Here is a 21,154-nt window from a genome sequence, read left to right on the forward strand (position 1 = left end):
GGATAATCTTTGTGTTGTAAGGATTGATGGAGTTGTTCAAAATTTTATATAGTTGTGGATATGAATTTAATAGAAAGAGGCTCGAATTTCTATTTGAAATTGAGCCTCTTTCTTATTATCCAGCTACATTTTCAGTGAACTGACTATTGTAAAGATCTGCATAGAAACCATTTACCTCTAAAAGTTCTGAATGTGTTCCTTGCTCAATCACCTTTCCTTGATCCATAACAAGAATCAAATCTGCATCCTTAATCGTTGAGAGACGATGGGCAATTACAAAGCTAGTACGTCCTTCCATCAGTCGCTTCATCGCCTTTTGGATAAAGACCTCGGTCCTAGTGTCCACACTCGACGTCGCTTCATCCAATATCATGATTGGTGGATCTGCAAGGACAGCTCGTGCGATTGTCAAAAGCTGCTTTTGACCTTGTGAGATGTTCGAGGCTTCTTCGTTTAAGACTGTCTCATAACCATCTGGTAGTGTCCGAATGAAATGATCGGCATGTGCCGTACGAGCAGCTGCGAAAATTTCATCATCTGTTGCTCCATTTTTTCCATAAGCGATATTGTCTTTAATCGTACCATTAAAGAGCCAGGTGTCTTGAAGCACCATCCCAAAGTTCTTTCGAAGGTCATTCCGAGACATATTCCGTGTATCTAGACCATCAATCTTAATCTTTCCGCCATTGAGTTCATAAAATCTCATCAAGAGATTTATCATTGTCGTTTTTCCAGCACCGGTCGGTCCAACAATTGCGACCGTCTGTCCAGACAAGACATCAATGTTCATATCTTTAATTAACAAGTCTTCACCGTATCCAAAATCTACATGTTCAAAAGTTACATCGCCATTTGCTCTCATTATACTAGCTGTCGTTTTTTCTTTCATTTCCTCTTCTTCATCGAGTAGCTCAAAGACACGCTCAGCTGCAGCAACCGTCGACTGAATAATGTTTGCAATGTTAGCTGTTTGTGTGATCGGCTGGGTGAACTGCTTTGAATATGTGATAAATGCTTGAATATCACCAATTGAGATCGAACGTTGCGTTACCAATATCCCGCCGACAACGCTGATAAGGACATAACTCAAATTTCCGATAAAGAACATCATAGGCATGATGATACCAGATATAAACTGTGCTTTACTTCCCGCTTTATACAATTCTTCATTAACCAAAACAAACTGGGCGCTTGCCTTTTTTTCATGTCCGAATGCTTTAACGACTTGATGGCCAGTATACATTTCTTCAATGTGCCCATTTAATTGTCCGAGTGTGCGCTGTTGATCGGCAAAATGTTTTTGGGATCTTTTTAAAATGGGCCGGATTGCAAATATTGACAAAGGTAAGCTGACAATCGAGATTAATGTCAATAACGGGCTTATCGAAAGCATCATAATGATAATCCCCAAAATTGTAACAATTGATGTGATGAACTGCGTTAAGCTTTGTTGAAGGGTGCTCCCGATTGTATCAATGTCATTTGTCATTCGGCTTAGTGTTTCTCCGTTAGGACGTCCTTCAAAATATTTGAGAGGAAGTTTCTCAAGCTTTCTATTAACATCTTCTCGAAGATCATATACTGTATCTTGTGCAACACTAGACATAATGTATTGTTGTACATAGTTGAAAAGACTGCTTAAGGCATACAGTCCAGCAAGTAGTAGAAGAATCTGTCCAATTTTATCAAAGTTAATAGTTGCTCCTGGTATTCCTTGGAATTTCCCGTAAGCTCCTTCGAATAATTCTGTAATCGCCGTTCCCATGATTTTGGGCCCTACAATCATAAAAATTGTACTCATGATTGCAGCGAAGAACACGGCAATCAATTTGTTGCGTCGGGGTTTTAAATAAGCCAAGAGACGTCTTAGTGTTCCTTTAAAATCTTTTGCTTTTTGACCCATCATCATCATGTTACCGCCACCAGGGCCATGCCCCATTTGCCCGCCGCTTTGAGGTTTTTTTTGATTACTCATGCAATTTCCTCCTCTGAGAGCTGTGATAAGGCGATTTCACGGTATACGTCGTTTGTACTAAGCAACTCTTGGTGTGTACCCATGCCTACAATGTGTCCTTCATCTAACACGATGATTCGGTCAGCGTCTACAACCGTACTAACACGCTGTGCAACAAGTAATACCGTCGCATTTTTTGTTTCATCTTTCAGGGCTGCACGAAGGTTGGCATCTGTCTTGAAATCAAGTGCAGAAAAGCTATCATCGAATATATAAATATCTGGTTTTCGAATGAGTGCTCTTGCAATCGAGAGTCGTTGTTTTTGTCCACCTGATAGGTTTGAGCCGCCTTGTTCGATTTCTGCATTATAGCCGTCTTTCATTTTGCTTATAAAATCTTCTGCTTGCGCAATACGAGCCGCATGCTCAATTTCCTCCTGTGTGGCTGTTTGTTTTCCAAAGCGAATGTTGTCAGCAATAGTACCCGTAAAGAGGATGGCTTTTTGTGGCACAAAGCCAATTTTTGAACGGATTTCATCTTGTGATGCCATACGAATATCAACACCATTAACGCGAATAGATCCACTTGAAATATCATAAAAGCGAGGGATCAAATTGACGAGCGTTGATTTTCCTGAACCTGTTCCACCGATGATTGCGGTGATCTCACCAGGTCTTGCAGAAAAACTAATATCCGATAATGCAGGTTCTTCTGCTCCTGGGTAACTGAACGATACATGTTCAAATTCAAGTGTACCGTGTTCACGATCTGCCTTATCTGTTCCCTCATCTAGGAATGAAGGTTTCATGTCAAGGACTTCGTTTATCCGAGTTGCCGACACAGCCGCACGAGGAACCATAACGAACATCATGGATGCCATAACAAGTGCGAACATAATTTGCATCACATATTGGATAAAGGCCATTAAGTCCCCAATTTGCATACCGCCGTTATCTATTCGAACTCCACCAAACCAAATGATACCAACAACCGTCAAGTTCATGACAAGCATCATTATAGGCATCATAAAGGCCATAACTTTATTTACTTTAATCGAGACATCTGTCAATTCTTTATTAGCTTTCTTAAGGCGTTCCTTCTCTTGGGTTTCACGATTAAAGGCACGAATGACGCGAATCCCAGTTAAATTTTCTCGTAATACAAGGTTCAACCGGTCTAATCGTTTTTGCACCGTTTGAAAAAGAGGCACACCTTTATATAGAATAAGCAGGATCGAACCAATCAACACAGGCATTGCGACGACAATAACAAGGGATAATTTGGCATCCTTCGAAACGGCCATAATCACTCCGCCGACTAGCATAATAGGTGCACTGATAACCATACGAAGCATCATAATAACCACTTGCTGGACTTGTGTTATATCATTGGTCGTCCGTGTAATTAGTGACGCGGTACCGACTTCGTCAAATTCTTGTAACGAAAATTTTTCAACATGATTAAAGACTTTCAGGCGGACATCGCGTCCCATTCCCATTGCTGCTTTTGACGAATAGTAGCTTGCGATAATGGAAGCACAAGCGCCAAGAGCTGAAACTAACAACATCAAACCACCAATTTTCCAAATGTAGGAGGTGTCTCCAGGAACGACACCTTTGTCAATAATATCGGCCATTAGTGTAGGCAAAAAGAGGTCCGACATTGATTGAACAAAGACTAGACCGAAAACTGCTAAAATAATCCACTTATAAACGGATAAATTTTTCAGTATTTTTATCATTTTGTACACTCTCCTTGTTCTGTTGCTTGTGCTTCCAAATAGTTTGTAATTTGAAGATGCGTTTCAAGTAACTCTTCAAACTGTTCTTCAGTAAGTAATTCAATGACCGTTTGAAAGATTTGGTGAATACTGCCTTCATGCATATGAATCGTTTTTAACAAAGCTCTTCCCTTTTCGGTGATGGACAACTGGATTTCACGCCGGTTGCCCTCCACATGCTCACGATGGAGCATGCCAGCTCGAACGAGACCATCGACCGCTTGGCTCAGTGTGCTTTTTGGAAGAAATGTTTTCTCCCCAACGTTTTTTTGAGTCATATCCTCGTGAAGAATAATGGCCATCAAAATAGAATATTGGGGAACTGTTAATCCATTTTCTACTGCTGTTTTTTGAACGAATCGCATGATATTTTTCTGCACGTTCGAAAATGAACGTAATAGTTGTACTGAACGCATTAATTCTTGATTTTCACTCTCCACTCAACTTCACCATTCTTCCTATTTTGAACTGTTCCATAACGAACAGTTCATTTTATGAATTACTTAAATTTACATCTATTTTTCCGCTTAGTCAAGCAAAAAACAATTGCATCATTTCAGTGTGTATCTTGCCCTTAGTGCTAACCTAAAAAACAAGTTTTAAACTTCAGTCAAGTACTAAACTTATTCAACAAAGGAGGTAAGGGGTTTATCTATGCGGCTCGATTATTCGGTTAGGTATATGGACAACTAATTCAATAATTGAGTTCTGGAATACAAACTAAAAAAATTGATTAATTAATAAGGAAATCTTCGAATTTGATAGAGCTTGGGTGCTTTACTGTTTTACAATATTAAACTGCGTAGAGTGATTTTTTTATAGTATATAGAGTTCTCTTTTGACTAAAATCCGTTTGCTACCCTAGAAAGCGTTATGAAAGTGGAAGGAAGAATAGTGATAAAGCAGTGCTCTTAACGATGCCTTGTGGATTGTTTGATTTGCTCTTAATTCAAAAGACAAGAAAATAATCTGATTACCAAAGTGGAATTAGTTGAAAATGTGAGATAGAAAGTGTTAGGATAATATTACTAAAGTTAGTACCAGGTAATAACACTAGATGATAACGTAAATGAGAATGTAATGGTGTTAAATAGAAAGCATGTATTACATAATAGGAACTTTTCATCCCTGGTGGATACATAACCAAATTTAATTTTGTCAAAATCAGTTAAAGAGAAAGCATTGTGTTTCAGGTTACAGCGTTCCGTTTTGTATTTAAGGGTGCGAGTATGAAGACTAACATTCGGTTTTAAAAGAAAAATGTACTAATTATTAGGAGGGATGATGACGTATGGTTGAAAACCGTCATCTACAGGCAGGTCTCAGTGATGAAAAAGTGCTTGAGATGTATAAAGTGATGTTATTAGCAAGACGTATAGATGAGCGGATGTGGTTATTAAACCGATCAGGGAAAATTCCATTTGTTGTTTCTTGTCAAGGACAAGAAGCCGCTCAAGTAGGGGCTGCGTTTGCATTAAATCGTGAAAAGGATTATGTACTTCCCTATTATCGAGATCTTGGAGTAGTGCTTGCGTTTGGGATGACCGCTAAAGATCTAATGTTATCCAGTTTTGCAAAAGCAGAAGATCCGAATTCAGGGGGGCGTCAAATGCCTGGCCATTTCGGGCAAAAAAAGAATCGCATCGTGACGGGTTCATCGCCTGTTACAACTCAAGTACCACATGCGGTTGGAATTGCACTAGCTGCAAAAATGGAAGGGAAAGATATCGTTTCATTTGTTACTTTTGGAGAAGGTTCATCTAATCAAGGTGACTTCCATGAAGGAGCAAATTTTGCTGGCGTTCATAAACTCCCGGTTATCTTGATGTGCGAGAATAATCAATATGCCATTTCCGTTCCAATTGAAAAACAGTTAGCGTGTAAAAAAGTATCGGATCGGGCCATTGGTTATGGAATGCCAGGTGTAACGGTTGACGGAAATGATCCGATTGAAGTATACCAGGTGGTAAAAGAAGCCGCCGAAAGAGGCAGACGAGGCGATGGGCCAAGTTTAATAGAAACTGTTTCATATAGGTTAACACCCCACTCAAGCGATGATGATGACAGTATGTATCGCTCACCTGATGAAGTGGCAGAAGCAAAAAAAATAGATTCGATTATTACATTTGGTGCCTATTTAAAAGCAACAGGGGTCCTAGATGATCAACTTGAGAAACAAATTAATGACGAGATAATGGACGTTGTGAACGAAGCGACTGATTATGCAGAAAAAGCTCCATTTGCAAATGAAGAAACGCTCTCGAAATACGTTTATGCAGATAAGTAAGGAGGAAAGAAGATGGCTGTAATTTCTTATATAGATGCAGTGATAATGGCTATACGCGAAGAAATGGAACGCGATCCGCGTGTATTTGTACTAGGTGAGGATGTAGGGAAAAAAGGCGGGGTTTTTAAAGCAACAACTGGTTTATATGAACAATTCGGAGAACAACGGGTTATTGATACTCCGCTTGCTGAATCGGCTATAGCTGGGGTTGGCATTGGTGCGGCTATGTATGGAATGAGGCCGATTGCAGAAATGCAATTTGCTGATTTTATCATGCCTGCAATCAACCAAATTATTTCAGAGGCTGCCAAAATACGTTATCGCTCTAATAATGACTGGCAATGTCCAATAGTCATTAGAGCTCCATACGGCGGCGGAGTCCATGGGGCGTTATATCATTCACAATCCGTAGAAGCCATTTTTGCCAATCAACCAGGGCTGAAAATCGTCATGCCATCCACGCCATATGACGTGAAAGGGTTATTGAAAGCAGCTATTCGTGATGAAGACCCAGTTCTTTTCTTTGAACATAAACGTGCTTATCGCCTAATTAAAGAAGAAGTACCGACTGATGATTATGTAATACCTATTGGCAAAGCAGATGTGAAGCGTTACGGTGAGGACGTTACCGTGATTACTTACGGCCTTTGTGTTCATTTTGCGCTTCAGGCAGCTGAAAAATTGGCCAGTGATGGGATATCTGTTTATATTCTTGATTTACGAACCGTTTATCCATTAGATCAAGAAGCCATTATTGAAGCAGCATGCAAAACTGGAAAAGTTCTATTAATTACAGAAGATAATAAAGAAGGAAGCATTATTAGTGAAGTGTCAGCCATTATTGCAGAAAACTGTCTTTTTGATCTGGATGCGCCGATAATGAGACTCGCCGGTCCGGATGTTCCAGCCATGCCATATTCTCCACCATTGGAAAAATCCTTTATGGTGAATCCTGAAAAAGTAGAAAAAGCTCTACGGGATCTTGCAGCCTATTAAATTATCGGCAGGGAGGGTATGAAAATTGAAAATACAACAAATGAAAATGCCTCAGCTAGGGGAAAGTGTTACGGAAGGAACAATCAGCAAGTGGCTCGTTAGGCCTGGAGACCATGTGAATAAATATGATTCAATTGCGGAAGTGATGACTGATAAAGTCACAGCGGAAATCCCTTCGTCTTTTACCGGAAAGATTATAGAAATTTTTGCAAAAGAAAATGAGACAATGGTAGTTGGCGAAGTGATTTGTGCGATAGAAGTGGAAAATGTCAGTGAAAAGAAGGAAGACAGTGACCAACAATTAGTCGAAAGCCTGAAAACGATTGAAACAACAACTAGCACTAATCACCTTAAAACAAGATATTCACCAGCCGTATTAAAAATTTCACAGGAAAATGGCATTGATTTAACTAAAGTCAAAGGATCGGGAAGAGACGGAAGAATCACCCGGAAAGATTTAGTGAAACTTCTTGAAAAAGGAGTGAATAAAATTGAAGAAAATCAGGAGTTGGCACCAACAGTTATTGCTTCAAAACAAGATCCTGTTGAAAAATCGTTTTCTTCCATTGAGACATCAGTCCATTCAGTTGGCGATATAGAGATTCCTATTACAGGAATCAGAAAAACAATTGCAGCCAATATGGTGAAAAGTAAACATGAAGTCCCGCACGCTTGGATGATGGTCGAAGTCGATGCAACAAACCTTGTTAAGAATCGCGATTCATTAAAAGCTGAATTCAAGCAAAAAGAAGGCTATAATTTAACATACTTTGCATTTTTCATCAAAGCAGTATCACAAGCTCTAACCGAATTTCCGGAGATGAACTCTATGTGGGCTGGTGATAAAATCATTCAAAAAAAGGATATTAATATATCAATTGCTGTAGCTGCGAGTAATGCTCTTTTTGTTCCAGTGATTAAACATGCGGACGAAAAATCAATTAAGGGACTAGCCAGGGAGGTTCATGAACTCGCTCAAAAAGCGCGAACAGGAAAGTTGAAACCAGAAGATATGCAGAATGGGACATTTACGGTTAATAACACGGGGGCATTCGGATCTATTCAGTCGATGGGAATTATTAACCATCCACAGGCAGCCATCCTTCAAGTTGAGTCTATCGTCAAACGTCCAGTAATCATTGATGATATGATCGCGGTAAGGAATATGGTGAATTTATGTTTGTCGATTGACCATCGGGTACTTGATGGTTTAGTATGCGGTAAATTTTTAGCTAGAATAAAAGAAATTATTGAAACTGCCTTTCAGGAAGGTGCCTCCATTTATTGAGAAAAATATACCTTACACATAAGGCGTGTTTAATTAACTGGAGGTAAATGTATGCGGACTGAAGCTGACATGATTGAATTAATTTTAAAAATTGCAGAAAAAGATGATAGAGTCCGTGCTGTGGGAATGAATGGTTCACGAACGAATACGAAAGTTCCAAAAGATGTGTTTCAGGATTATGATATCGTTTATATTGTGACCGAAATGGAATCTTTCATACGAGACCATAAATGGATTGATGTTTTTGGTGAACGAATCATTATGCAAAAACCTGAAGAAATGTCATTATTTCCACCAGAATTAGGAGGGCGTTTCTCTTATTTAATGCAGTTTACAGACGGAAACCGTATTGACCTATTATTAGTTCCTTTCGATGAAAAAGATGTTTATTGCAAAGAGGATAAACTTACGATTATTTTAATGGACAAGGATAATTGCCTTCCTTCAATTCCTAATCCGACCGATGTAGATTATTGGATTAAAAAACCTTCTACCGAATTCTTTGATGATTGTTGCATTGAATTTTGGTGGGTATCAACTTATGTAGCAAAGGGTTTATGGAGAAAGGAAATTCTATATGCACAAGAGCATCTTAACAATGTCAGATTAATGCTTATTCAAATGCTAGAATGGCAGGTAGGTATTGAAACGAACTTTTCAGTAAGCGTTGGTAAACACGGCAAATATTTGGAGTGTTTTTTGACTGAAAAGAGTTGGCAGAAGCTTCTTTCCACTTATGCAGATGGAAGTTATGATGGTGTTTGGAGAGCTTTATTTTCAATGTGTGATCTTTTTGATAGTACAGCGATGTATGTTGGAAAACATTTGAATTATGAATATCCTTATGAAAATGAAAAGAGTGTTATTACATACCTAAAACATATCCAAAACTTATCGCCCAATGCTACTGAAATTTTTTAAGCTTTTTTAGCAAACATGTAAGTTCAAATGAATTGGGGAATATATGATGTATTTCTAAACAAGTGAAGTATAAGGTAATTGGAAGCGGATTTTTCCGATACTAGCGACATCTCCAATTACCTGTTCCCAAAAAAACTGAACCTTCATGAAACTAGCCACCTATTAATTCAAATTAAGCAACTTCTCAATTTATCCCATATACAATCACTCATCATTTATAGCCCAGCCTCGGATAAGCAGGCATTACTAAGGACTTCTCAGAAGAAACGACAGCCTTTTCCTATCAGCAATACAATTAGATCAGTATGAAATGTTTGACATTATTTTTTTTTATGTTTAAAATTACTTTGAAATAAAGATATATGTATTCGAGATAAATATAAAGAATTCTGGAGGGAATAAACGTTATGACAAAAGATTTTTACACCGCAATTAAAGAAAGACGTTCTTATTATGGAATCAATAAAGAAGTACAAGTTTCAGATGACAAAATAAAGGACATTGTTGAATTTGCAGTAAAATACACTCCATCAGCTTTCAATTCTCAATCAGCACGCCTTGTTGTGTTAACAGGCGAAGCACATGATAAATTATGGGACATCACGACTGAAACGTTGAGAAAAGCAGTTGGAGAAGGAGATTTTACAGGTACTCAACAAAAAATGGATTCCTTTAAATCCGGTTATGGAACAGTATTATTCTTTGAAGATAAGGCGGTTGTGAAATCTCTTCAAGAACAATTCGCTTTATATGCTGATAATTTCCCAATTTGGTCACAACAAGCTTCAGGTATGCATCAATTAGTTGTGTGGACAGCATTGGAAACAGAAGGATTAGGAGCAACATTACAGCATTATAATCCACTAATTGATGATGAAGTGAAAAATGAATGGAACATCCCAAGTAACTGGAAACTAATTGCTCAAATGCCATTTGGTAATCCAACAGCTCCAGTGGGAGAAAAAGAATTTCAACCACTTGAAGATCGTGTTAAATTTTTTAAATAAAATTGATTAGGAAGAAATAACTTTTAGTAGCTGCATTACGTATTAGCGAAAAGTTATATATCTAAGAAGTTCATGACCCCCTAATGGCAGCGACACTAAAAAAGTCTTCTATTCGGGTTTTTCTTTGCCAATAGATAGAGAACTATTAATAAATGGATTTTATTATGATGAGTAACAGCGAGTAAAAAGATTGAGTTCAAGTAAGGTCATATTAACAAAGGTTGCATAATTGTAATCATAATCCATATTTGTTGACAGAGAATGATATCCATGATAAATTATCTTTAAACGAAGATATATTAATTCGAGATAATTGACTGAAGATAAAACTCTAAACACAATATCACTTGAATAGACAATCGACGTTAAAGGAAAAATGTAGTAACCGATTACGAATGAGTGAATCAGCAAAAAGCAGCAGTACCCAATAAGCCAAATTGTCGATTTTAGTAGGAGGAATATAAATGAATGAATTAAAAGGAATCCACCACGTAACAGCCATTACAAGTAGTGCAGAAAAGAATTATGAATTTTTCACTTATATTTTAGGAATGCGTTTAGTCAAAAAAACGGTAAACCAAGATGATATTCAAACATATCACCTATTTTTTGCAGATGATGTTGGTGGTCCAGGTACAGATATGACTTTCTTCGACTTCCCTGGTATTCCAAAAGGAGTACATGGCACTAATGAAATTTCAAAAACATCTTTCCGTGTACCAAATGATAAAGCATTAGAGTATTGGGTTAAACGTTTTGATCGTCTAGAGGTTAAAAATACCGGAATTCAAGAACAATTTGGTAAAAAAATCATTTCATTTGTTGATTTTGATGACCAGCAATATCAATTGATTTCAGATGAAAACAATGAAGGCGTTGCTGCGGGGATACCATGGCAAAAAGGACCTATTCCTTTAGAATATGCTATTACAGGATTAGGCCCCATTTTTATACGGATTGCCAACTTTGATTATTTTAAAGAAATGTTGGAAAAAGTTTTATTATTTAAAGAAATAGGGAAAGAAGGATCATTTCATTTATTTGAAGTTGGAGAAGGTGGGAATGGTGCTCAAGTAATTGTAGAGCATAATGCAATTCTTCCTCAAGCACGGCAAGGTTTTGGTACTGTTCACCATACTGCATTCCGTGTTGAAGACCGTTCTGTTTTAGAAGAATGGATTAAAAGAATGGAAAGCTTCCAATTTCAAACGTCTGGTTATGTAGACCGTCACTTTTTTGAGTCACTTTACGTAAGAGTGGCACCGCAAATTTTATTCGAATTTGCAACAGATGGCCCTGGCTTTATGGGAGATGAGCCATACGAAGCGCTAGGAGAAAAATTATCTTTACCGCCATTCTTAGAACCAAAACGTGAACAAATTGAAAAATTAGTTCGTCCAATTGATACAGTAAGAAGTACAAAGGAATTCATTAAAGAATAATTGATGTGAATTACATCTTTAAACGAATTATATGCTGGTTTGTTCCTAATACTAAAACAGGTAGAAATAATATGAAAAGAATGATTCAAGATACATTTTAAAAATAGTTCAGGAGGAAATGAGTTATGACTAAAGATTTTTATACAGCTATTAAAGAAAGACGTTCTATTTATGGAATAAATAATGAGGTAAAAGTATCAGATGAAAAGATTAAAGAGATTGTTGAATTTGCTGTAAAACATACCCCATCGGCATTTAATTCTCAATCTTCCCGTCTTGTTGTGTTAACTGGTGAAGCACATAATAAATTATGGGATATTACTACTGAAACGTTAAGAAAAGCGGTTGGAGGGGGAGATTTTACAGGTACTCAACAAAAAATGGATTCCTTTAAATCTGGATACGGAACAATATTATTCTTGGAAGATGAATCTGTTGTGAAATCGCTTCAAGAACAATTTGCAACATATGCTGATAACTTCCCAATCTGGTCACAACACACCTCAGGTATGCATCAACTGGTTGTTTGGACAGCACTGGAAGCAGAAGGATTAGGAGCAACTTTGCAGCATTATAATCCACTAATTGATGATGAAGTGAAAAAAGAATGGAGTATACCAAATAATTGGAAACTGATTGCGCAAATGCCATTTGGTAATCCAACTGCTCCAGCGGGAGAAAAAGAATTCCAACCACTTGAAGACCGTATTAAATTTTACAAATAAAGTGGACTAGGAAGAAAAACTTTGTTGAGAGCCAATACTAAATTGGCTCTTTCTTTGTACTCATTTTGCACATGCTTTTTCAGAATCACAAATGTAAATGTTATCCTGAAATGATATTTCAAAATGTAAAGCTGCATTTTAAGTTAGTTTATAGGTAATAGTTCTGTTTGTTATTCAATTCTTTAAAAATGAGAGCTATTCCTTGGTCTAGCTTTTGTATATTTGTATTGGACACATTTAATTTTAATATTTTTTCTTGGTGAAAGCCGTCTATATAATTTTGACCTATCGTCTCTACAAGTACTTGTTGATTCTGTAAGTTTTTTATGAGGTGAGCACTATTTAAACGATGAGGTAGCACGATATGAGAATTCATACATATGGATGCTGGGCGATAAAAGCCTAGGGTAGAGTGCTTTTCTAGAGCATCATATAGCAAGTTTGCACGCATTAAATAGGACAGACGTACTTTGTTTCTATGACGTTCAAACATGCCGCTTTTTATGTAGATTTCCAAGGCTGCTTGTGAAATCATTGAACTATCAATATCGGCTGTTCTTTTATAAAGTTGGAAGCTGTCTACTAATGATTTAGGCAATACGGCGACACCTATGCGTAATCCTGGAAACATTATTTTAGAAAAACTTTTTAAATAAATGACCATGTGATGAGTATCCTCGGAAAAAATAGGGTCTACCTTCAAATTTTCTTCGAAATCTGCTAAATAATCATCTTCTACAATATAAACACCATACTTTACAGCAAGTTTTAGTATCTCTTCTCTGTCCTTTTTAGAGTAAGAAGTCCCTAACGGATTATGAAAACGAGGCATCGTATAAAAAAATTTAATATCCTGACTTCTAAAAATCCTCTCTAATTCCCCTAAATCAATACCTTCTGCTGTTCTTTGGATTCCTAGCACGGAAATCTTGTACGCTTTCAATTGTTCCACAAATAGATGATAGCTGGGCTGTTCCACAAGTATATGAGTACGTTCATTTGGAAAGGGGATGAACGTTAATAAGGAAAGTGCTTGTTGCACGCCAGAAGTAATGAAAATCTGTTCTTCTTTTGCGAATACCTGATATTGCTCTAATTGTTTTTGTATCACTTTAATTAAAGAGGGTAGTCCTTTTGGAGTGCCATAGATAAACAATTCTTGCTGATAGGTATCGATGGCTTTGTTGATACAATGTTGAAAGTCATGATACGGAAATTGATGCCAAGCAGGAGCGGAGGTAACAAAATCGATTTCCGAAGTTGGTTCACTTTTAGCATCAAATTCTTTTTGCACGACATAATATCCACTTTTAGGAACCGAGTAGATTAAATGCCTCTTTTCCAATTCTTGCAGGGCTTTCAAGACTGTACTTTTACTACATTGATGTTTATCGCTTAATTGACGAATAGATGGGAGTTTAAAGCCCGCTTTGAGTTGTCCATTCTGGATGAGAGATTCAAATTCATTAAACAAAGCTACGTATTTTAGCATGTATACCTCCTATAAACTGTACCGTTACAGATGCTTCTTATTTGTATTGTATCGTAGTGGAACTTTTAATACGATACTAACAACCGGCCGAGTGATGAAAAGGAGGATTTACGCATATGTCAGAACAAAAAAAAGCCTATTTTGCGGCGATAGTATATGCCATTATTATTGGATTTTCATTTATCTTTACAAAAATATCATTAATAGAAGCGAGTCCGCTAGATACTTTAGCACATCGATTTACGATGGCTTTTTTGATCGCTATAATTTTAAAGCTGTTGTATAGGAGGTCTTCAGTGAAGATGAGTGCAAAGGATACTTTGAAAATTCTTCCGTTGGTGTTCCTTTATCCAATTTTATTCTTTACATTTCAAGTGTTTGGTCTCGTTTATACTTCATCTTCAGAAGCGGGTATTATCCAAGCGACCATACCAATTTTTACGTTATTATCAGCTTCATTATTTTTGAAAGAATATGCTGGTAAAGGTCAAAAATTTTTTCTTTATTTATCTGTGATGGGGGTTATCTTTATCTTTGTCATGAACGACTTGCAACTTGAGGCTCATAGTTTGAAAGGAACGATACTGATCTTATTATCCTCAATTGCTGCAGCTTTCTATAATGTGGTAGCAAGGACATTAACAAAGCAATATTCACTATTTACGTTAACTTATGTGATGACGTTCTTTGGTTTTGTTGCTTTTAATAGCATGGCCATCATCAACCATATAATTAACCAATCAATTAGTAGCTTTTTTTTACCCTTAGCAAGTAGTTCATTTCTCATTTCAATCGTATATCTTGGTGCATTATCGTCACTGCTTACTGGGTTTTTATCAAACTATGCATTATCTATATTACCTGCCTCTAAAATGAGCGTTTTTAGTAATTTAGCAACATTGATTACGATCATAGCTGGGGTGATTTTCTTACATGAATCCATTTACTATTATCACGTTGTAGGTGCGATGATTATTCTTGTTGGTGTAATTGGCACGAACTATCTTGGTAGTAATCGGTCAAAGCATATTAATAAGACTATTGCCGATCCATTGATGAAAAAGGGGAGTAAAGTGAATGAATAAATATGTTTTATTACTCTTGATTAGCTGTATATGGGGATCTCAATTCTTCTTTATTGCATTAGTTATAGATGATGTTGGGGTTATTACTTTGTCAGCCATCAAAGCATGTATAGGTGGTATCTGTTTACTCTTCATTGGCTTTTTTTTATCGAAAGAAGAGCGAAGAGTAAATAAGAGTTATTATAAATGGTATATAATCATTGCGGTTTTCGAGGTTGTACTGCCATTTGCATTCATTGCACAAGGCCAGAAAACGGTGCCTAGCAGTGTCGCAGCGATGTTGATTGGAATGGTTCCTGTTTTTACTATCCTCTTTTTAATAGCATTTTTCAAAAGAAAAAGCACAATGCCGGAGATTACAAGTATCCTATTCGGATTTGCCGGTATTGTCGTTCTTTCCTGGCCAACACACGGTTTTCAAGATCTTTTCAACAGCATTCAGGGTAATATCCTATTGATATTAGCAGCTATGAGTTTTGGATTATCATTGATTATCCTGGAGAAATTAAACGAGGGATCTTCCGTTATTCATATGAGAAATGTATTACTGATTGCCAGTGCAATGCTCATCCCAATGTCCCTTGTGTTTGAGCAATCTTTCGAATTGGATTTAGAAAGATCTCAATCTATTTACTTAGTCATTTTAGGCATTTTCCACGCTGGTGTTGTTTATGCATTATTTAATAGGCTGATTCAGCAAGAAGGCGCGTTATTTACGTCATTTAGTAATTATATTGTGCCAGTCATAGGAATGATTTTAGGCTTTTTCTTTTTACATGAAGCGTTGTCTATTCAACAGTTGATTGGAATGGGTGTTATTATGATGTCATTAGTTTTATCAGACGAAAAAATAATAACCATGTTGATAAGAAAGTAGCTTTTTATATTATTTGAGCTCTGGTCCGTTATCTTTATACTTATAAACAAAGTAATTTTAGAATTCGTATATTTAACGAAACCAAATTGAGAAAAGGGGAGCAGGTTTAATATATCTTTGTAAGATCATTTTTTGTTTTTTGATCCGCAAATGATTTATATAGTAGAAGAAGCATCTGCTGAGGTTAATGCAGATGCTTCTTCTACTAAAAGGGGTAACTGATTTATTAGCGCTAACCAGTAATAAATCCTTATATTTTTTATTTATTCTACATTATATAGTGAAGTGTTTTTCTCCATCTTCATTATAATAAATCCACTCCAGGCAAACATTAAGGATGCAAGGTAAAAGATGCTGCCAATCGTTAAAAAGTCGACTAAATATCCGGTTGCAATCACCGCAGCTGCAGCACCTATGGATGTCCAGACATGGTAGTTTCCAATTTCCTCACCCGCTGTTGTCTTCGTAACATATCTTGCAAGTACCGTTTTTTCAGTGTTTTTTTGTACAGCTCCAAGGAGCCCCATTATGATCTGCAGGAGATAGACATGCCAAATTTCATATGCGAGAGGAAAGGCAAGAAGGATTAGTGCCATTCCCCATGAATAGAAAAGGAGAAATGCTTTGTCACCGGCTTTGTCAGTGAATTTTCCGATTAAAGGATAGCTAAGTGCTGCAGTCAGTGAGAATATTCCATATGCCCATCCGAATTGCGAATAACTGGTGCCTACATTTTTAATTAGTAAAATATAAAAAGGGAAAATCATGCTGGCAGCCATTCCAACAGTGCCTTGGTAAAAAACAAAACGTTTATAATTCATGGATGATACTCCTTATAGAAAAGATTCATGAAGCGATTATCAGGATCATATTTCTTCTTTAATCGAAAGAATTCATCGGTACGCGGATACGCTTCAAATAATTGTGTCTTTGTTGGATACCCATAATAGGGCAAATAGTAGCTGCCGTTATGGTCAAGCGTCACATTAATCATGTTACGGATGACCCTTCCCGTATTTTCCTTACTTTCGTTATCTGTACCTTGATTGATGAGCATTACAAGAGCGAACATATCATCCTTGGCATAGGACATGAGTGATTCATCATTATGTTCCACATAACGAATGGTAATATTTAATAAATTAAACTCTTTTTCATCAGATAAGGTTTTTCTTAAATCATCGATATAATCAGCAAATTGATCAATCGGAACGAAATATTCTTGAAGAACTTCAGTTTTGGAGGGGTGGCTGTAATCCATAAAAGCAGAGTCAGACCGCATCACATTATTTCTGGAAATCAAGTTCCCATCAATATTGGCCGTGTAGGTTTCTTGAGTTTCCCAAAACCTTTTTTTACCCCAGTCATTATAACGGGAGAGGCCAAGAAAGAATTTAGGCACGGCGATGATCGTTTCCCGTTTGAGAGTATTGTAGTTAGATAGCTGTGTTTGGTCAGTTGCCCTATAATAATCCGTTACATACATTTCATCCAAATAGGAGTCAGGAGCAACCGATATTCTTGCCAGATGCATTTTAACATCATCGTTTTGAAGAACATCTCTTTTAAAGTACGACGTATATTCATTATAATGGAGTGATTTAGTTTTAATTTTATAAAGTTCGTCATCGGTAAGTTGGAGTGTCACGTCGAGTATTACTCCAAACAAACCATACCCGCCAATAACCGAATAGAAGAGCTCCGAATTTTCTTTGCGGCTCACTGTTAGGATTTGTCCTTTTGCGTTTAGCAATCTAAAAGACTCCACAGTTTCTATCAAGGCATGATGCCGAATATCGCGGCCGTGGACATTAACGCTCAAAGAACCGCCTATGGTAAAAATATTTTGAGATTGACTGACCTTCAGTGCAAGTCCATATGGGTTGATATATTCCTGGAGAACAGCCCAGGTTGCTCCGCTTTGGACCGTGATGCGTTTTTCTTTTACATCCAAATCAAGTATTTTATCATATTGTTTCATATCTAGCAGAATACCATTTGGATATAATGTCTGTCCTCCTTGGCTATGTTGCATTCCGGCAATGGAAATATGATCATCGTTTTTTCCGGCTTCTAAAATGACCTTTTTGATTGCTTCTTCACTATCTTCTGCCTTTATCGCTTTCATTTTAACGGGCATCAGCCGGCTGATATCTTCTGCAATAGGGTGGTCAAGCTTGAAATTAAAAGCCTGCAGTGATAATCCAAATAAGATTGCATATAGGATGATAAAGAAAAATCGTTTCATAATATCTGGCTTTCGACTCCTCGTTTAAAATGTCTGACACTCAAGTGAAATAATGAAAATGTATGAACTTTATAGATTAATGGAGTTACCCTGACCATTCAATGAGATTGGGGTTAATATTGAATTAAATGTCAGATCTTTTGAAAATGAATCTTTTGATTTATGTATTTGTTCTTTTCAGCCCATTAATGATTGTTTCGGTTAGCGGTATGGATAGTGATTCCAAGCTTTGTTCTGAGTTGTTTAATCCCCAATGATAGATGATTCCCATCAGGCTTTGGGTGATAAGTTGTGAAATTTCGTTAACTGATTGGTCAGTGCCAATGTCGTTTTGTTCTTTCGCCTCTTCAATTAATGAACGAATAATTTGGACGAGTGAGCGATTTGAATTTAAAAAGTAAGTATGTTCTTTTGAATCTAAAGCGGAACTGTAAATCACTTTCATTAAATCTTTGCCCATTTCTTCTTCCAGAAAACGCATCAATTTGCGTATGAAAATAAACAATTTCTCGGTAGGGTCCATATCGACTGGGAACGAACGGAAGACTTCGCGATAGTAATCATCGACTTCTGTGAATCTCACTAAAAAGATGTCCGATTTCGCTGAAAAGTGTTGATAAAATGACCCTTTTGATGTGCCGCTTTTTTTCACGATTTCGTCAACGGTAACTTTATCATAACCTTTTTCGCTAAATAGCTTTAAAGATATTTTTAAAATTTTTTCACGAGTCTTTTCTCCCCTAAGCTGTTTCTTTCTGGGTTCAATCATAAAAAACCTCCAAATGTAAATTGACAGAATATTCCTATATAGTTTAATATCAGACTACAGTCTAGTTAAAGGATTGTTGGTCTATTTAATCTAACGTAGATCATGAATAATCACAACGCTTTCTTAATTGCATTTTGCACATTTAGAAGGCGTTTACAAAATTCAAGATAAGTATGGGGGAGGTTCATTCAGTTTAAATAGGAGGTTTTTCAAAGTAGAAGAATTTGGTGATAAGGTTCGTTAGATTTTTCTGAAGATTCCTATACAATCAGTTACTATCATCTAGAAAGGCTTATTCCTCTTTAGCCCTGAGTATATGGATTGTATTTATAATATTGTTGGATTCAGTATATGTAAATGGAGGGAGGTGGTATCAGGATAAATTGATAGTCCTAGGAATGAACCAGAGAGTCGGGAAGCACGAAAAGAGATGTGCAGTAAACGGATTATTTTTTGGGAAATAGTAGCATGAAAAGGGAGGAAATAATCATGAATCATTCCAGTGGTGAAATAGAGAAAAGAACGATCAGTAAAACGATGAAACGGATTCTTCCATTTATCTTGATCCTTTATATCATTGCTTACTTGGACAGGGTCAATTTAGGCTATGCTGCTTTACAAATGAATGCTGAATTAGCCTTATCCGCTGAAGTTTTTGGATTGCTTTCTGGTATTTTCTTCATAGGCTATTTCTTTTTTGAAGTACCAAGCAACATGATCATGCATAAAGTGGGAGCTCGGATGTGGATTGCCCGTATAATGATTTCGTGGGGACTCGTGGTAATATTAACAGGTTTTGCACAAACAACGATGCATTTATACATTCTCCGTTTTTTATTAGGTGTCGCCGAAGCGGGTTTTTTTCCTGGTATAATTTTGTATTTAACTTATTGGTTCAGGGCCCGCGAAAGAGGACGGGCAACAGCGGTTTTGCTTTTAGCCTTACCGATAGGCGGATTGATTGGTGCGCCTGTGTCGACGTGGATTCTTGACAATATTTCCTGGTTTGGTATGGCAGGCTGGAGATGGATGTTCATCCTTGAGGGCATTCCGGCCATTATTATTGGAATTGTTGTTGTTTTCTATTTAACTAATAGACCGACTAACGCTAAATGGTTATCTAAGGAAGAAAGTGATTGGTTAGAAGGGGAATTGAGTGCGGAAAGAAAACTAAGCTCGAAAATAAATAAAGTCACAAAGCTTGATATGCTGAAAGATTCGAAAATATGGAAGTTGGCACTTTTCTATTTCGCAGGGTACACATCTATCTATGGATTGTCATTCTGGATGCCAACCATCATAAAATCTTTATCGGAAAATGCAACAACCAATTTAGAAATTGGATGGTTAGCGATGATTCCATCGTTAGTAGGGATACCTGCCGTTATGTTTGTAGGCTGGAATTCAGATCGGACCAATGCACATAAATCACACTTGCTCGTTTGTCTCATGATAGCAGTTATCGGTTTTATTGGGTGCGGCTTTTCTGATAGTGTCTTTATGATGGTGCTTATGTTAACGATTACATCTTTCGGGTTATACGGTTTCAGTGGATGTTTCTTTGCATATATGACCTTTTTCTTCACTGAATCCACTGCACCAGTTGGAATAGCCCTAGTCAATTCATTTGCGGCTTTAGGCGGTTTTGTAGGACCGATGATTCTCGGAACTGTTGCTTTTACTCAAGGTATGTTTATCTTATCTGGATTACTTGTAATAGGAGTCATCACCCTATTATCATTAAAATTGACAAGTGCTTCAGATGAAAACATCGTAAAAGAAGTTGAAGTCAATATTAATCAATTATAACTGATTTAAATGAAAATTAAATTGTGTGCCTTAAAAGGGATATAAAAAGAAACACCATTGAAAAGTGTAAGATTTTTCTCTGGTGTTTCTTTTTATTTTTTAATATAGTTGTATCGTAAAGAAAGAACAAGCTCTTTTACTGCCCCACCCATTTTTTAGAAAGCGTGAATTGAAAACTTGGAAAGACAGTTAATATACTAAGAATAAGAAACTCATGAACGAACAATGACTCGTATTTAGATTAATGGTAAGTCTTTGTAAGATAGCAGTTATCTTCAGTGGTTGCTCTTAATGTTAGTTCCTTCTGTAAAAACTTTTAATAAATCCGAATGGATGAAGCTGCTCAACAAGACTTGTTCTTAACATTCTGTGTGGAATAGAATTGAAGGAAAGGTGAAAGCTTCTTAGAAAATAATTGTATTATTCATTTTCTTTTAAAGGCGACTTTAATGTATAGGTACGTTTCCTTGATG

At 36.8% G+C, this 21,154-nt stretch carries 17 protein-coding genes; 10 read left to right on the top strand and 7 right to left on the bottom strand.

Annotation, left to right across the window (positions count from 1 at the left end; genetic code table 11):
- Positions 1-115 precede the first annotated feature (115 nt).
- The 3 genes from RE409_RS11865 to RE409_RS11875 are packed head-to-tail and all read right to left on the bottom strand — an operon-like array spanning position 116 to position 4,175.
- Positions 116-1,975: an ABC transporter ATP-binding protein gene (locus tag RE409_RS11865; RefSeq protein ID WP_201224750.1), complete on the bottom strand. Its 1,860-nt coding sequence runs from the start codon at positions 1,973-1,975 to the stop codon at positions 116-118.
- The gene (locus RE409_RS11870) at positions 1,972-3,696 is read right to left on the bottom strand and encodes an ABC transporter ATP-binding protein (RefSeq protein WP_057215106.1); all 1,725 of its coding nucleotides are present in this window, start codon (positions 3,694-3,696) and stop codon (positions 1,972-1,974) included. The genes RE409_RS11865 and RE409_RS11870 overlap by 4 nt, the downstream gene beginning before the upstream one ends.
- The gene (locus RE409_RS11875; RefSeq protein WP_309559015.1) at positions 3,693-4,175 is read right to left on the bottom strand and encodes a MarR family winged helix-turn-helix transcriptional regulator; all 483 of its coding nucleotides are present in this window, start codon (positions 4,173-4,175) and stop codon (positions 3,693-3,695) included. Before RE409_RS11875 ends, RE409_RS11870 begins: the two co-directional genes overlap by 4 nt.
- Positions 4,176-5,026: 851 nt before the next feature.
- Here RE409_RS11875 and RE409_RS11880 point away from each other — a divergent pair.
- From RE409_RS11880 to RE409_RS11910, 7 genes are all read left to right on the top strand, one after another.
- Complete coding sequence (locus RE409_RS11880) at positions 5,027-6,022, top strand: thiamine pyrophosphate-dependent dehydrogenase E1 component subunit alpha (RefSeq protein WP_309559016.1); 996 nt, start codon at positions 5,027-5,029, stop codon at positions 6,020-6,022.
- A gap of 12 nt (positions 6,023-6,034) precedes the next feature.
- A complete protein-coding gene (locus RE409_RS11885) occupies positions 6,035-7,018 on the top strand; it encodes an alpha-ketoacid dehydrogenase subunit beta (protein ID WP_309559017.1) in 984 nt (327 codons plus the stop codon).
- A 25-nt stretch (positions 7,019-7,043) separates the two neighbouring features.
- The gene (locus tag RE409_RS11890; protein ID WP_201180883.1) at positions 7,044-8,306 is read left to right on the top strand and encodes a dihydrolipoamide acetyltransferase family protein; all 1,263 of its coding nucleotides are present in this window, start codon (positions 7,044-7,046) and stop codon (positions 8,304-8,306) included.
- A gap of 51 nt (positions 8,307-8,357) precedes the next feature.
- Positions 8,358-9,227 carry an aminoglycoside 6-adenylyltransferase gene (locus RE409_RS11895; RefSeq protein ID WP_309559020.1) on the top strand — a complete coding sequence of 290 codons (870 nt, stop codon included), beginning with the start codon at positions 8,358-8,360 and terminating at the stop codon, positions 9,225-9,227.
- Positions 9,228-9,634: 407 nt separating this feature from the next.
- Positions 9,635-10,234, top strand: a complete 600-nt coding sequence (locus tag RE409_RS11900) for a nitroreductase family protein (RefSeq protein ID WP_309559021.1) — start codon at positions 9,635-9,637, stop codon at positions 10,232-10,234.
- Positions 10,235-10,698: 464 nt separating this feature from the next.
- Positions 10,699-11,676, top strand: coding sequence for a ring-cleaving dioxygenase (locus RE409_RS11905; RefSeq protein ID WP_201224746.1), 978 nt, complete (start codon positions 10,699-10,701; stop codon positions 11,674-11,676).
- 125 nt (positions 11,677-11,801) lie between these two features.
- Positions 11,802-12,401: a nitroreductase family protein gene (locus tag RE409_RS11910; protein ID WP_056520999.1), complete on the top strand. Its 600-nt coding sequence runs from the start codon at positions 11,802-11,804 to the stop codon at positions 12,399-12,401.
- Between the two features lie 148 nt (positions 12,402-12,549).
- On the opposite strand, the gene RE409_RS11915 is transcribed toward RE409_RS11910, so the two are convergent.
- Positions 12,550-13,893, bottom strand: coding sequence for an aminotransferase-like domain-containing protein (locus RE409_RS11915; RefSeq protein ID WP_201180877.1), 1,344 nt, complete (start codon positions 13,891-13,893; stop codon positions 12,550-12,552).
- Positions 13,894-14,009: 116 nt separating this feature from the next.
- On the opposite strand from RE409_RS11915, the gene RE409_RS11920 reads away from it, so the two are divergent.
- Both RE409_RS11920 and RE409_RS11925 read left to right on the top strand, forming a co-directional pair.
- Positions 14,010-14,978, top strand: coding sequence for a DMT family transporter (locus tag RE409_RS11920; RefSeq protein WP_309559023.1), 969 nt, complete (start codon positions 14,010-14,012; stop codon positions 14,976-14,978).
- The gene (locus tag RE409_RS11925) at positions 14,971-15,855 is read left to right on the top strand and encodes a DMT family transporter (RefSeq protein WP_309559025.1); all 885 of its coding nucleotides are present in this window, start codon (positions 14,971-14,973) and stop codon (positions 15,853-15,855) included. Before RE409_RS11920 ends, RE409_RS11925 begins: the two co-directional genes overlap by 8 nt.
- 263 nt (positions 15,856-16,118) lie before the next feature.
- Here the strand turns inward: RE409_RS11925 and RE409_RS11930 are convergent, their stop codons facing one another.
- The 3 genes from RE409_RS11930 to RE409_RS11940 all read right to left on the bottom strand — a co-directional run bounded on the left by RE409_RS11930 (position 16,119) and on the right by RE409_RS11940 (position 18,872).
- Positions 16,119-16,676 carry an MFS transporter gene (locus RE409_RS11930; protein ID WP_201180874.1) on the bottom strand — a complete coding sequence of 186 codons (558 nt, stop codon included), beginning with the start codon at positions 16,674-16,676 and terminating at the stop codon, positions 16,119-16,121.
- A complete protein-coding gene (locus RE409_RS11935) occupies positions 16,673-18,103 on the bottom strand; it encodes an FAD-binding oxidoreductase (RefSeq protein WP_201180873.1) in 1,431 nt (476 codons plus the stop codon). The genes RE409_RS11930 and RE409_RS11935 overlap by 4 nt, the downstream gene beginning before the upstream one ends.
- 160 nt (positions 18,104-18,263) lie before the next feature.
- Positions 18,264-18,872 (bottom strand): TetR/AcrR family transcriptional regulator, encoded by a 609-nt coding sequence (locus RE409_RS11940; RefSeq protein WP_053345796.1) that lies wholly within the window; start codon positions 18,870-18,872, stop codon positions 18,264-18,266.
- Between the two features lie 489 nt (positions 18,873-19,361).
- Between RE409_RS11940 and RE409_RS11945 the strand changes: the two genes are divergently transcribed.
- Positions 19,362-20,681, top strand: a complete 1,320-nt coding sequence (locus tag RE409_RS11945) for an MFS transporter (protein ID WP_053345797.1) — start codon at positions 19,362-19,364, stop codon at positions 20,679-20,681.
- The last annotated feature ends 473 nt before the right edge of the window (positions 20,682-21,154 follow it).

It is taken from the genome of Peribacillus sp. R9-11 (assembly GCF_031345095.1).
Classification (GTDB): domain Bacteria; phylum Bacillota; class Bacilli; order Bacillales; family DSM-1321; genus Peribacillus; species Peribacillus butanolivorans.

What these genes read in the sequence shown, in the direction of transcription:
- RE409_RS11865 (WP_201224750.1), bottom strand. Translation starts at nt 1,975, where the DNA reads ATGAGTAATCAAAAAAAACCTCAAAGCGGCGGGCAAATGGGGCATGGC.
- RE409_RS11870 (WP_057215106.1), bottom strand. Translation starts at nt 3,696, where the DNA reads ATGATAAAAATACTGAAAAATTTATCCGTTTATAAGTGGATTATTTTA.
- RE409_RS11880 (WP_309559016.1), top strand. Translation starts at nt 5,027, where the DNA reads ATGGTTGAAAACCGTCATCTACAGGCAGGTCTCAGTGATGAAAAAGTG.
- RE409_RS11885 (WP_309559017.1), top strand. Translation starts at nt 6,035, where the DNA reads ATGGCTGTAATTTCTTATATAGATGCAGTGATAATGGCTATACGCGAA.
- RE409_RS11895 (WP_309559020.1), top strand. Translation starts at nt 8,358, where the DNA reads ATGCGGACTGAAGCTGACATGATTGAATTAATTTTAAAAATTGCAGAA.
- RE409_RS11900 (WP_309559021.1), top strand. Translation starts at nt 9,635, where the DNA reads ATGACAAAAGATTTTTACACCGCAATTAAAGAAAGACGTTCTTATTAT.
- RE409_RS11905 (WP_201224746.1), top strand. Translation starts at nt 10,699, where the DNA reads ATGAATGAATTAAAAGGAATCCACCACGTAACAGCCATTACAAGTAGT.
- RE409_RS11910 (WP_056520999.1), top strand. Translation starts at nt 11,802, where the DNA reads ATGACTAAAGATTTTTATACAGCTATTAAAGAAAGACGTTCTATTTAT.
- RE409_RS11915 (WP_201180877.1), bottom strand. Translation starts at nt 13,893, where the DNA reads ATGCTAAAATACGTAGCTTTGTTTAATGAATTTGAATCTCTCATCCAG.
- RE409_RS11920 (WP_309559023.1), top strand. Translation starts at nt 14,010, where the DNA reads ATGTCAGAACAAAAAAAAGCCTATTTTGCGGCGATAGTATATGCCATT.
- RE409_RS11925 (WP_309559025.1), top strand. Translation starts at nt 14,971, where the DNA reads ATGAATAAATATGTTTTATTACTCTTGATTAGCTGTATATGGGGATCT.
- RE409_RS11930 (WP_201180874.1), bottom strand. Translation starts at nt 16,676, where the DNA reads ATGAATTATAAACGTTTTGTTTTTTACCAAGGCACTGTTGGAATGGCT.
- RE409_RS11935 (WP_201180873.1), bottom strand. Translation starts at nt 18,103, where the DNA reads ATGAAACGATTTTTCTTTATCATCCTATATGCAATCTTATTTGGATTA.
- RE409_RS11940 (WP_053345796.1), bottom strand. Translation starts at nt 18,872, where the DNA reads ATGATTGAACCCAGAAAGAAACAGCTTAGGGGAGAAAAGACTCGTGAA.
- RE409_RS11945 (WP_053345797.1), top strand. Translation starts at nt 19,362, where the DNA reads ATGAATCATTCCAGTGGTGAAATAGAGAAAAGAACGATCAGTAAAACG.